This window comes from Methanolobus chelungpuianus (genome assembly GCF_024500045.1).
Taxonomy (GTDB): Archaea; Halobacteriota; Methanosarcinia; order Methanosarcinales; family Methanosarcinaceae; genus Methanolobus; species Methanolobus chelungpuianus.
The window spans coordinates 142,917-155,884 of sequence record NZ_JTEO01000006.1; the positions used below are offsets into that span (position 1 = coordinate 142,917).

Annotated in this window: 12 protein-coding genes; 7 read left to right on the forward strand and 5 right to left on the reverse strand. The window is 45.6% G+C overall.

What is annotated here, in order from left to right:
• Nucleotides 1-461: 461 nt before the first annotated feature.
• Entirely contained in the window at nt 462-1,025 is a 564-nt protein-coding gene (locus PV02_RS10980) for a toll/interleukin-1 receptor domain-containing protein (protein WP_256623462.1), read from the forward strand.
• A gap of 73 nt (nt 1,026-1,098) precedes the next feature.
• Nucleotides 1,099-1,383 carry a winged helix-turn-helix domain-containing protein gene (locus PV02_RS10985; protein WP_256623463.1) on the forward strand — a complete coding sequence of 95 codons (285 nt, stop codon included), beginning with the start codon at nt 1,099-1,101 and terminating at the stop codon, nt 1,381-1,383.
• A 3-nt stretch (nt 1,384-1,386) separates the two neighbouring features.
• Here PV02_RS10985 and PV02_RS13310 read toward each other — a convergent pair whose 3' ends face one another.
• Nucleotides 1,387-1,932, reverse strand: a complete 546-nt coding sequence (locus PV02_RS13310; RefSeq protein ID WP_256623464.1) for an LbetaH domain-containing protein — start codon at nt 1,930-1,932, stop codon at nt 1,387-1,389.
• A gap of 322 nt (nt 1,933-2,254) precedes the next feature.
• Between PV02_RS13310 and msrA the strand changes: the two genes are divergently transcribed.
• Entirely contained in the window at nt 2,255-2,860 is a 606-nt protein-coding gene (gene msrA / locus PV02_RS10995; protein WP_342765642.1) for a peptide-methionine (S)-S-oxide reductase MsrA, read from the forward strand.
• Between the two features lie 176 nt (nt 2,861-3,036).
• Complete coding sequence (locus tag PV02_RS11000; protein WP_256623465.1) at nt 3,037-3,225, forward strand: hypothetical protein; 189 nt, start codon at nt 3,037-3,039, stop codon at nt 3,223-3,225.
• Nucleotides 3,226-3,293: 68 nt separating this feature from the next.
• Here PV02_RS11000 and PV02_RS11005 read toward each other — a convergent pair whose 3' ends face one another.
• The 3 genes from PV02_RS11005 to PV02_RS11015 all read right to left on the reverse strand — a co-directional run bounded on the left by PV02_RS11005 (nt 3,294) and on the right by PV02_RS11015 (nt 8,154).
• Complete coding sequence (locus PV02_RS11005) at nt 3,294-5,105, reverse strand: KUP/HAK/KT family potassium transporter (protein WP_256623466.1); 1,812 nt, start codon at nt 5,103-5,105, stop codon at nt 3,294-3,296.
• A gap of 379 nt (nt 5,106-5,484) precedes the next feature.
• Nucleotides 5,485-6,642 (reverse strand): PAS domain-containing sensor histidine kinase, encoded by a 1,158-nt coding sequence (locus tag PV02_RS11010; RefSeq protein WP_256623467.1) that lies wholly within the window; start codon nt 6,640-6,642, stop codon nt 5,485-5,487.
• A gap of 231 nt (nt 6,643-6,873) precedes the next feature.
• Complete coding sequence (locus tag PV02_RS11015) at nt 6,874-8,154, reverse strand: gluzincin family metallopeptidase (protein WP_256623468.1); 1,281 nt, start codon at nt 8,152-8,154, stop codon at nt 6,874-6,876.
• A 255-nt stretch (nt 8,155-8,409) separates the two neighbouring features.
• Between PV02_RS11015 and PV02_RS11020 the strand changes: the two genes are divergently transcribed.
• Together PV02_RS11020 and PV02_RS11025 are read left to right on the forward strand one after the other, a co-directional pair.
• Nucleotides 8,410-9,711 carry a phenylacetate--CoA ligase family protein gene (locus PV02_RS11020; protein ID WP_256623469.1) on the forward strand — a complete coding sequence of 434 codons (1,302 nt, stop codon included), beginning with the start codon at nt 8,410-8,412 and terminating at the stop codon, nt 9,709-9,711.
• Between the two features lie 38 nt (nt 9,712-9,749).
• Complete coding sequence (locus PV02_RS11025; protein WP_256623470.1) at nt 9,750-10,598, forward strand: methanogenesis marker 8 protein; 849 nt, start codon at nt 9,750-9,752, stop codon at nt 10,596-10,598.
• Nucleotides 10,599-10,632: 34 nt separating this feature from the next.
• Here the strand turns inward: PV02_RS11025 and PV02_RS11030 are convergent, their stop codons facing one another.
• Nucleotides 10,633-11,037 (reverse strand): PaaI family thioesterase, encoded by a 405-nt coding sequence (locus tag PV02_RS11030; RefSeq protein WP_256623471.1) that lies wholly within the window; start codon nt 11,035-11,037, stop codon nt 10,633-10,635.
• Between the two features lie 1,118 nt (nt 11,038-12,155).
• On the opposite strand from PV02_RS11030, the gene PV02_RS11035 reads away from it, so the two are divergent.
• Entirely contained in the window at nt 12,156-12,926 is a 771-nt protein-coding gene (locus PV02_RS11035) for a hypothetical protein (RefSeq protein ID WP_256623472.1), read from the forward strand.
• Nucleotides 12,927-12,968: the final 42 nt, after the last annotated feature.

Below are 12,968 nucleotides of genomic sequence, written 5' to 3' on the forward strand. Positions count from 1 at the left end.
AAAACAGAGTTTTTCCGTGTGTATCACAAATGAAATTACGATGTCGTTAAAAGAAATGTCCTCCTCTGAAAATAAAGCACAACACCATCTTCACCTTCAACACCGGATTCAGTAAGGTTTGGGTTATATAAAAGCAGGGCCTAGTAGTAGTGCGGGTCGTGGGGAAATGAACCGCAAATCGGGAGTGGAGTAGTAGAGAGATGTTGGGGAACATCTCGGATTCGTCAGGAAGGAGGCACCCTAAAGCGTGGTGGTTTCCGGGTGCCTCATCTTTCCTTGAACTGTTATCGCTTACCTTTCAATCTGAACTGTTCTATTCCTATAAAGACAAATCCCATTGTCCGTTGTTTCCTTTCTTGTCCTTGCATGTCACGAAAGCCAATCCCTTTGCATTGTGCTGTTTTGGCTTTGCATAAGTCGTGAAGCTATTATATGAAGAAAGGCATCTCTTAATCTCTGCCATGATCAACAGGATATACATCTCCTATGCTGACAACGATGAGCCTCTTGCGCAGGAAATGGCGCAGGCGCTGTGGGCTGTGAACCTTGAGAGCTCTTCTTCCATGTACAGTAAGATCCTGCATATATCCATGTCGCAGCGCATCCGTTTTGGTATCAGCCATTCAGACTGCGTGGTAGTCATTCTCACGAAGGAGGGAACCCTGTCTCCGCGCGTCAACCAGGAATTGGGCCTTGCTGCTGCCAATGGGGACAATCTCATAATCGTCCTTGCAGAAGATGGTGTAGAGCTTCCGATCATGGTGCAGCACCTGACACCTGTAATCTTCACAGAGGACACCTTTACGGATGCTCTGGGATACCTCATCTATACACTGAGAAATCTTACCACATTCGAGTGGCTCAGGATAAAATGCCCTCACTGCGGTGAGGAAATGACCCAGTACATGACGCCGCAGGAAGAAGTGGACAGGTCCCTTATGGCAGGGACCGGGCTGAACACCATGTGCAATTATTGTGAAAGAGAACTTTTTCTTGATCCCAGGACATTCAAACCTGTACTCTGACACAGAAAACTGGCATAGTGATAAATATTATACCATAGATAATTAAGTTGTCTCGATTTGTGATGGGAATAATATGGAAGATTCAATAGACGAATTTCTCGGATGGATATTAAGCGTTGACCGCCGTGTGATCCTGATGGATTATCTCAAACAGCACACAATAGCCAAAGCATCAGATATTGCTCATGAGACGAACCGTTCCACTCAGAACATCAGCCGTGCCCTTAAGGAATTTGAGGATAAAGGGCTCATCCGCTGCGTGACTCCCGAAAAGACCACATGGAAAAGATATACTCTTACAGCTGAGGGCAGGAAAGTCACTGAAAAATGGGAGGTAAACACCTCCGGTCTTTTTTAAAGATTACGCTTCCATAGCCAGGTTCTTGTAGCCGTTGACAAGGCTTACATTAGCCTTTATCACAGACTGCTTGAACTTTTCAAGCTCCGGGCTCAGCCCTTCAAGAGAATCAACGGATTCCTGCACCGTCAGGCTCATTCCATCAGGGATGACCTTGCCCGGGGGGATGGTGACCTTGCGTACGGTTGCATTGTGGAGCACGATCGAATCCGAGCCCAGGATACAATCGAACACAACGGATCCGAACCCCACGAAGCAGCCCTCTCCAAGGATACAGGGTCCGTGCACTATACATCCGTGAGCAAGGGATGTGTTACTGTTTATTACCACATCTGAGTTGGACAGGGAATGGATGATAACATTGTCCTGTACGTTACAGTTGTCGCCAATACTGACAGATGAACCCGGCTCATCCGCCCTGATGATGGCATTGTGAGCTATATACACATTATCCCCTATAGTGACATTTCCTACTATGATGGCGGTTTCGGAAACCCATGCTTTTTCGCTTATCTGCGGGACCTGGTTCTGGGGGTTCGGGTATAGCACTTAGTTCACCTTCTTTTGATTATTTTATATGCAGGGCACGCAGCCTGCCTCTGCAAGCTTTTGTATGATCTGGTTTGACACTCGTACACCAATACCAGATGTCATGCTGTAGCTTGTAGGTCCAATCCTGCGTGAGTATAATATGAGAGATTATGACAATTTATTTAAACCTGTTGATTCGAACTTCTTCCAGGAGGAATGTAGAAAGGACCTTATTCAGGACTGCTGGCCAGGGCATACCGTACTGGCTGAAAGGCCACAGAAATGTTTATTGCAGGTCAGACCAACAATTAACATCAATTCACTTTGGGTTGATGTATACATGCACACAAAGCGTAACTATCAGCTTTCAACGATATCCGATACTCTTATGAAACAGGATGCTGAGACTCCGTACCTCGAAGATTCAGACAGGGGTGAGCAGAACCTGCACAACCAGATATTGGCCGGTGATTATGAGGTGGCAACCTTTGGAGCAGGAAGTTTCTGGCGGGCCGAAGCAATATTCCGCCAGGTTGCAGGTGTTCTCGGTACGGCCGTAGGTTACATAGGAGGTACTGTAGAGTTCCCCACATACCAACAGGTCAGCACCGGCAAAACAGGCCATGTGGAAGCCGTACAGGTTGTTTTCGACCCTGAGATCGTTTCCTATGAAAAGCTCCTGGAACTCTTCTGGGAGCTGCATAACCCAACTGCGCCGAAGGGTGATAATGAGAAACTGTCCAGCCAGTACAGATCCATGATATTCTACCACAATGAAAAACAGCGGAGGATAGCCGCCGAATCAAAGAGGCACCAGCAGGATTCCGGCTATTTCAAAAGGGACATTATTACTGAAATTGCTCCTGCAACCCGCTTTTACAGAGCCAACGAATACTACCAGCAATATTTTGAAAAAGCAGATTTTGGCGGGAAGCTAATAAAATAGACCTCCCAACGATCTTTTCCATGCATGTGCAGCCCGTCTTCCGCAAGAGCTGCTTATTCAGGTAAAACATTTTCTGCATACTGATTCCTTTTTACATGTTTGTCATTATATAATATTGGAGCCTGGATAGGCGCCTTTTACTTTAATGTAACTGCGCGGACCTTCCGGACGGAAACATGCAGGATGAGGCAAAGTCAGAAAGTTACCAGAGCAAGGTTAACAAAGGCGGCGTCCCCAGCGAGGATGTCGTGGGCAGGGCAAAGAACGAGCTGGCCCGCAAGGACCGGGCAGAGAAAATAAATCATGCCAGGCAGGAAATGGCGCAGGGAATGCAGAAGAGCATGTCCGGCTTGAAGACACACTGAACAGTGATGAGAGGTTTAGCCCTCATTAAATTTCACTTTTACCTGCTTTTTGATCCTCTACTCAGGGATCACATCTCAAACCTTGTGATCACACCGTGCAGTTTATCAGGCGGGATCCTGTAGAACTGTACAAAGGAGGGGGATAGTTTTTTGATGAGTGAGAATACTTTCCACACAGGGTTGCCGGTTATGATGTCTTCCACACCATAGAACATTGTCTTTTCGTAGATACCTGCATCCTGCAATATCTGAGCCACATCAATGACTTCCATGTATCCTGTGCTTATCTCAAACACCCGCAGTCCTTCTGCAAGATCCTGCTTAAATGAGCTGGATACTCCGAATGGATCCTCTCGTATTCTTATAGTGACAATGATATTGTCCTCATAAATAATGCCGTCTTCAAACATCGTATGCGCTATGTACTGGGGAATTATCCTGACATCCCTTGCAAAGAAAAGGGCTGCTCCTTTTATTTTGTTTGCAGAGGCATATACCTTGATATAGTGATCCAGGAAATAGTTAATCTGTACAGGCCTTAAAGACTGATATAGTTTCTTTTGCCCGGCAGTGTATATCATTATCATGCTGAATGCAATGAACGCAATGAAAAGAGACCAGTATCCACCATGCGGTATCTTATAGCTGTTTGAAATAAAGAATACTGTGGCCACAATCGTTACAAATACTGAAAGAACTGATTTGAAAATATGATCCCTCAAATAGAAGATCAGTATCATCATGACACCTGTTATGACCATGCTTCCGGTGACGGTCAGCCCATAGGCAGCAGCAAGCTTGCTGGACTCTTTGAACTCATATATGGCAAACAGCACTGCAACCAGCAGCAGCCAGTTAACTACACTTATGTAGATCTGCGATTTCAGCAAGTTGGAAGTGTAATCTATCTTCAGCATCGGAGATATTCTGGTAACTATTCCCTGATAGACCACCGAGAACATGCCGCTGATCATGGCCTGTGAAGCAATGATGGTTGCTAATATGCTCAGGAGCAGGAACGGGACATACAAGATCGGAGCCTGCTGGTGTATCATCTCAAAAAGTATGTTGCTGGACTCAGGATACCTGAGAAGGAAGGCTCCCTGGCCGAAATAGTTCAATACCAGTGCAACAAAGACAATTCTCCATGCCCTGATTATAGGCTCCCTTCCAAGATGGCCCATGTCCGCATACAGAGCCTCGCCGCCTGTTGCACAGAGTATTACCTCGGAAAGCACAAAAAAACCTGCAAGACCGTTATCCCAGAGGAACTCAAGAGCATAGTACGGATTAACGGCCTTTAGAACCGAGGGTATATAATATATCGAAGCAATGCCCGAAATAGCAAGGGATGAGAACCATATTATCATTAGAGGCCCGAAAACCCATGCAATTTTCTCAGTCCCCTTTTTCTGGATGGAGAAAAGAGCTATGGCAATGATCCCTGCCATTAACATAAGAGTCTCCTGTGGAGTATCAGCAAATCCCGGAATGATGCGTATTCCCTCAACAGCACTCAATATGCTTATGGCAGGAGTTATCACACCATCACCAACAAGAAAAGAGATGCCTATATAGGAAAGTATTGTGATGAACGTGATCTTCCTGCCTGACTTCAGTAGTGGGACCAGTTGTTCTTTCAGAACGATCGTCCCGCCCTCACCTTTCTTACCAAGGCTCATGGCAAGCCACGCATACTCTACTGTCACGAGCGTTATCAGTGTCCAGAAAATAAGGGAGAGGACACCTATCACATGAAGATATGTCGGCGGTGTGAGCAGAAATATGACCGTAAGAGTATATATCGGACTGGTGCCGATGTCCCCAAAAACAAGTCCCATCGAGTTAACTATGCCTTTGATATCATTCCTGCGGTACATGCATGCAACCTCAGCGGACATACACACTTATATAATGCAAAGAGTGCCTTTTCATACATTCAGCTCCTAAATATATCTTACGTATGATTGCACATTCTACCCGTCTACGCATCTTAGAAATTATTATAAACTCCAAACAGTAGTTGTTGTCGATGATACAAATAGTAGCCGCATGTTTATTCCAGAAACAACGTACCTGTACAAAAGCCGTGCAGCTGCAAGACTCCAAAGTAAGATCCATCATAACACGGATTGAAACATCTTTTTTTCTTGAAGACGACAGGGAGATGAAACTCTCCTTGAGGGGTTTGCCGTGGTTTTCACAGGAAGACCTTAAAACTTATTGTATAAAGATCAAATAGGCTTACAGCAGCCTATTCTATGCCTTCCCCACCACCACCCAGAAAATACTGCCCCTGCCTTCGGGATTATCCTCCACGCCATACATGCCGCCGTGAAGCTCTATTATCCTTTTTACTATTGCCAGGCCCAGGCCGGTACCTCTGATGCCTTTCTTGTCTGCGCGCTGGAAGCGGTTGAAAATGTAGGGTTTGTCAGTATCCTGAATGCCGTGACCGTAATCCTTAACCGTTATTTTCCATGCGTCATTGGCGTCAAGGAAATCCACAATTATCCTGCTTCCCTGAGGGCTGTATTTTATTGCATTGGAGAGCAGGTTTGCAAAGACTTCTTCGAGGATGGGGTTGGCCATGGCGATACACATCATTTCAGTGTCTATCTCTATACTATGGCCCTTCTCTTCTATATCAGACCTGAAGTTCTCCACGGCCGAGCAAAAGAGCTGCACTATGTCCATCCTGTCAAAAACGATCTCATCGATCTTCTGCAGTTTACTCAGCTTGGTTGCTGAATCAAGCAGCCCTATGAGCTTCTTGGTGTTCTCATGTATCCTTCTGAGGGCAAAGGCTGTGTTATCATCGTGGTGATGTCGTTGCAGCTCTTCAGTGAACCCCAGAACTATACCTGCAGGGGTAAGCAGGTCATGACGGATGATATCCGTGAAAAGTTCCTTCAGGTCATTGGATTCTCTCAGGTCCTCAATACAGCGTCGAAGTTCAATCTCCGCCTTTTTCCTGCCTGTGATATCCCGTGCAACGCAGAGTAATGCCTCATAGCCTCCATAAGAGATCATTTTGGCACTTATTTCCACGGCCATCTCAGAACCGTTCTTCCTTGTCAGGCCAGTCTCAAAAACAGTCTTTTCATTCCTTGCCATCTGCTCTGCCATGGACAGCAGTTTAGGATCGCTCCCTTCCATCAGATCCTCGGCCTGCATATCAAGCAGTTCATCCTCGCTATATCCGAGGTGGCTGATCGCAGCCCTGTTGACATAAATAATTCTTCCTGAGGTCGCGATGATGAATATCTGGTCTTCCATACTGTCAAATATCAGTTTGAGCCTTCTATCCGGCCCTTCATTGAACCCGGTTTCCACATTGCCATCTGCCATCATACCAAGGATCGAATTATGCAGCTCCAGCGCCTTGATATGCTTCTGCTCACATTCGTTTTGCATGATCCTGCACTCCCGTTGTATCACACTATCTTGGACTATATGCACTTCCACTATAAACTCCCCTTGAGTAATACACCCTTAAGATTGATAAATATAACCGATGCACTAATATATGTGCTTTTTATAAATATTACATAATATTGATATCAAAAGCACATATATGTACTTTATTAATGTCACTGAAATAAGTTATGGCCTTTGAGTAAAATAATAAGAATAGGCTTAAAAAGTTTAATAGATATATGACCTTATACCTTGAAGGTCACTGCCGGAGGAAACACTTAGTATGCTCAGGAACATCTCTTCATTTACCTCCGCAGAGGAAGCCGCGAACTCGATATTACTGTCCTTCATGTTCTCAAGGCCTATGCCCTCGTATAGTTCATAGCTGAGTGCGAACGCCTTCTTATAGCCGAAATCCACTTTCATCCCTGTGGATGCATCTATATTTTCAGGTATGTCCCATCCCGACAGAGGAAAATCGTAGTCGTCCTTCAGTGACTCGTACTTCTGCAGGAAACGGTCCTTTCTGTCAGCTGCACTTGCGGGGTCGGTCTCATTCAGCACTATATATGTATACAGGTCAGCGTATCCCTCATCCATCCATAACTGGTCGAAGTTGCAGGCGCGCGTCCAGTAGTGAGCCAGTTCGTGGATCAGTATCTCACTGCTTGAGGTATGCAGCATCCATATGCCTTCTCGTCCTTTGTTGAACCCTCCATATCCGCCAGTCTCATTAATATTGGCCTGTGTGATGGTGATGTCATAGGATGCCGGATATGGTATTCCCCAGGTTTCCTCGAGGATTGGCAGGCTCGTCAGTGCAGTATCAAGCATTTCCTGCGCCCATTCTTCTTCACCATCCCAGTATCTTATATTCACTGTTACATTCCGCTCCTGCAGGCGGACCACATCGCTGAGGACAAGGTAATCCGTGTGCCTGACAGCATTGACAAGGCAGGACCTGCCCCAGTCCGTGCCTCTCCGGAAAGTGTAGACACTGGCATATTGTTCCTCTTCGAGCTCATAATCATCCCTTGCCAGGTGTGTATCAAAACCTGATGGGACTTCCACTCTTACATGCGTGCTGTCTCCGTTTTCCATTATGTAGAAGACTGCAGTATTCTTGTTAATGGGCAAGTCGTACTCGATATAGAATACATAGTTATCACCATACCATACCCTGTTATTGAACAGGAAGGTATGATAAGATCCCTGCTCATTACGGACCCCTAATACTTTCTCATCATCATATGCCTTCACGTTTACAGCATCCGAAGGCAGGTAATGGTTAAATGTAGAGTAGTACCCGCGTTTGTATTTTGTATTTGTATCAGTATTGGAGAACAGGATCTGCTTTGTGACGTGTACCATCCCACCATCGGGGATAACGATATAATCAGAAGTGATCTCGGCTGTTATACCATTATCTCCAGCTACTGTGAATGGTATGCCGACTAAGAAAACAGTCAGCATGATCAACACGCACTTCTGTTTAAAAAGCAGTTTCATTTCTTATTCTCACCGGCAAGGGAGAGACTTAATGGAGGCTTTTTTATATATTATGGCAATGGAAAAAAATCTGTGAACATAATTCAGGCAAGTATGCTCATAAAAAGACTTATTTTGGACTTAATTTATAATATTATGTATAAGTATATATGAAAGATGCCCGCAGGACAACCATACCTGTACTATAGCACCCGATGCCGATAGCAAATAATTTAAACAGGGAGTTCTATGTGAGGAGGAAGCGGAGATATTCTCATGAGATACTGGCAGCCCAAATACGAAACAATGAAAAGGGATGAACTTGCAGCATTGCAATCAAAACGTTTGAAAAAGACGGCTGCATCTGTTTATGAAAATGTGCCGTTTTACAGGGAAAAGTTCAGGCAGCTGGGTATAAAGCCGGATGACATCAGATCGACAGCTGACATCAGCAAACTGCCCACTACAAGAAAGACAGACCTTCGTGATAACTATCCATTCGGCCTCTTTGCCGTCCCCAGGAAAGACATAGTCCGCATCCATGCGTCCTCAGGTACCAGCGGCAAAGCTACTGTGGTCGGATACACAAGAAATGACCTTGAGACATGGTCGGATCTCATGGCAAGGAATTTCACCATGGTTGGCCTGGACGAGAACGACGTGTTCCAGAACGCCGTCAACTACGGGCTGTTCACAGGAGGCCTGGGCTTCCACTATGGCATCGAGAAGATAGGCGCAATGGCCGTGCCGAGCGGTACCGGTAACACGGCCCGGCAGCTTGAGATGATGATAGATTTTGGCGTTACTGCACTGCACTGTACTCCTTCCTATGCCCTTTACCTGGCGGAAACGGCACGCGAGATGGACCTTGTGGACCAGTTGTCCCTGCGTGTCGGCTGCTTCGGAGCCGAACCATGGTCCTCCAATACCCGCAAGCAGCTGGAGAGCAGCCTGAACATCAAAGCCTATGACTCCTATGGACTCTCCGAGCTCATGGGACCTGGAGTGGCCTTTGAATGCCAGGAACAGGACGGTCTGCACCTGTGGTGTGATCATTTCCTAGTGGAAGTCCTCGATGAGGAAGGCGAACAGGTAGCCGAGGGAGAGAAAGGGGAACTTGTCCTCACATCCCTTACCAAGGAGGCCCTGCCAATCATCAGATACAGGACAGGGGATATTACAAGGCTGCTTGAGAGCGAATGCTCCTGCGGACGCACCACTACCCGCATATCCAGGCTGCTGGGAAGGGCCGACGATATGCTCATTGTAAGGGGCATCAACGTCTTCCCTTCACAGATAGAGAACATCATTGCCAAGGTGCCCGAGGTCACTGAGCACTTCCAGGTCATCCTGGACAGGAACCAGAAGATGCTGGACGAGCTTACGGTGAGGGTCGAACTCGAGGAGGGTGCATTCACAGGTGAGCTTAAGGACCTGGCAGCCGTAAAGAGACATGTGGAGAACGAGCTCAAGAGCGTGCTTAACATCAGGACAGCCGTGGAGCTTGTTGAAAAAGGTACCATACCACGTTGTGAAGGAAAATCAAAGAAGGTTATCGACAGAAGGAACGCACTTTAAGGTTATTGTTGCTTATATTGAAGGAACTGGTGGATAAAATGTCTCATGTGATGGAAATATTGGGAAAGGCCCGGGTCGTTGTGAAGGATGGAAAGGTTGTCGAGGTAGGCGAGCCTCAGATAGGATGGTGCCCCATTTTCGAAAAAGCAAGAGGTATCAAAGCGATCACAAAAGAAGAGGTCAGAAAGAACATGGAATTCCGCATCCGGGATTTCGGGCTCTTCACTGACAAAAGGAAGCTTGAGATGGATGTATTTGTTGGCTTCGGCGCCTCCGAGGTCATGATGACAGGCCTCAACAAAGGGCTGCTCGACACCACGGTCACGGTCTGCGATGGAGCAGGCACTGTCATAACGAACAACCCTTCCCTTGTACAGGGCATGGGCGCCCGGATATCGGGTCTTGTTGAGACCGAGCCAATTGAATCTACCATTAACGGTATTGCTGACAGGGGAGGTATTGTCCTTGATCCTTCCGGAGCCAGAATAGACCCGGTGGGTGGAGTCAGAAGAGCCGCAGAACTGGGCTACAGGAAAATAGCCGTTACGATAGTGTTCCCGGAGACTGCAAAGGAACTGCGTCAGCTGGAGCAGGAAATGGGCCTTGACCTTACTATCATAGGCGCCCATGTCACGGGTATTGATAAGGAGTTCGCCACTGAGCTTGCGAAGTATCTCGATATTGTGACCACCTGCGCTTCAAAGCATATCAGGGAGATAGTCAAACCTCTTGCCCAGGTGGGGACGGCAGTGCCCTTGTTTGCCATCACCCAGAAAGGAAAGGAACTGCTTCTTGAAAGGGCAAAAGAGGTGGAATCACCCATTCTTATCAATACCATGCCCCTACCTGCACTGCCTGAGGACAAGCAGCCCAGGGAGCTTGTCTGAGATAGTAATAAGTATCCCGGCTGCCAGGCCGGGCCTATTCAGGAAACCTGAGAGCATCCTTCTTTCGGTAGGCCATCCCGGTGAAGATCGCGATGGTATCTCCTTTTTCGTTCCTGACATCCACGGTATACGTTGATATCTTAGGGTTTATCGAAGTCTCCTTTGCCTCTGCATAGAGATAACCTTCACCGACAGCCATGACAAAAGAGATATCTGCATTTATAGCAACTGCAACATTCCCATGAGAATTGGAAGCGGCTGCAAAGGTCATATCGGCAAGCGTGAATATCGCTCCACCGTGCACGGTACCAAGCACGTTGAGGTGCCTTTTCTCGATCTTCATCTCTGCCTTTGCATAGCCGGGAGAGACTTCGGTCAAATGCATTCCTGAGTGTGTGGCAAAATTTTCCTGTTCGAAATACGCATACATCTTTTCCATATATTATCTGAGAGTCTTTATAGAAGCTATAGGCTTATAAGTTTCTCTGCAAGTGTACAAAATAACTCATAATCCCGGTTTACAGGAGAATAGCAATGATTAATAATGATAGATTCAGAAAAGCTTAAATATCTGATACGCCTTTACGATCACGATCAAACATGATAAAATACCAGACCGGGCATAGATCAAATGGCTTTGCGGTACGATATTTCTTTGCCGGTCATGTTCCCGTCCACTACTATTGGACCGCCGGGAACACTAAGAATTAACCAAGTACCATAAAAAAGGGTTTAATAAGTGGGAGATTTTCCAACAAAAGAACAAATGGCCTGCCACCCATTTGTTCTTTTGGTTCCTCCTGTGACAGAGGAATATATACTATTAGATATAATATGAAGCTGATCCGAAAAATACATGAAGAGGGCGGCAGTAAGGGGTTACTGTACTCTTCCGGGGCATATTACAAAAGCAGGAGCTTTGGGGGCCGGAAGCCACCGGAATATATTTCAGCAGTTGGAACAACATACTGAGAATCGTCGCTTTTGCCTTTTGCGGTTATATTGCATTCGTGCTTATCCTTAGAACCACAGGTCGGCGGACCCTCTCAATATTGAACGCATTCGACTTTAGTGGCCTAGTTTTGCCTCAATTCTTCTTGCGGGCAATATTGAACTCATAAAAGGCATAGTGGCCTTTGCAATGCCCGGTACCTGCGATTTGCTGTAACCTGGATAACAGCACGGTCCGACAGCATAAAGAAAGCGGTCAAGAACGAAACCGGATTGCTATACCTACAGGGTAGAGTACCTGAAAAAGGACTGATTAAAAATCAAGCCACCCGCAGAGCGAGTGGATATAGACAGGATAATAATAGATATATCGCGAAACCTCTGTGTTTTTCATATATTGTTCAATTTTTAAATGAGTTTAAGTCATTTGGCTGCTGATCCAGTATCTTTAAAAGAGAGAGGAGAACAACCTAATGCAAATGAGTCCCATATTTGGGGACCTTAATTATAAATAGAAATACGAAATTTAGAATGAACATTATATAGCAACTGATTTATAATAATAAGGATCATATAGTCTGTATATACAGTTCTTTTGGAGATCGAATGAAACTCGATGGATGGGATTTTTCAAAAAAGGACAAGAATGGAAAGGTTTATTGTTCTAAGGAAATACCTCCTGAAAGCAGAAGTGAGGCTATGGGGGAATTGACCTCCAGGCAACGGACCAGGATTCCAAAACTGACAGGCAGGAAAATAATCATTCTTTTTGCGATCCTGATTGTAACATCAATGGCAGGGTTTTCTGGAGATTATAACACACAGTCAAATTATCCTGTTAGAAATATGATAGGTCCTTCGCATACTATAGATCCGGTTAAGGCATCCGGTGAACCGGTAACATTGATTAACAATGAATCTTCAACAGATCCTACCTGGAATGAATTGATATCTTTTCTAAAAACAGATGGTACAGACAGAATACTATACCAGGATGAGACGTACGTAAGCTTTGACTTTGCAGAGAGGCTTCACAACAATGCTGAAAAAGAAGGCATTCGTGCAGCTTTTGTAGTTGTAGACTTCTATGACAATAATGAAGTACATGCCTTAAATGCGTTTGAGACAACTGATAAAGGGCTAACGTATGTTGATTGTACAGGTTCGGTCGTGAAATTGCAGGAACTGGACAGTTTTGATAAGATTGCCTATGTTCAAAAAGGAAAGAAATACGGCCTCATCTCAATATATTACACCGACAGTCCGGAGTACAGCTTTTATGAGTCAAAGAAAAGCAATCTGCGTCCCAGAGGACTTTATGAGAATAAGGGTTATGTATATAACATCAACATCTATTGGGATTCAATTTTAAGCTGATTTATGCCATCCCCAACATGGACCAAATGAAAAATGGTAAAT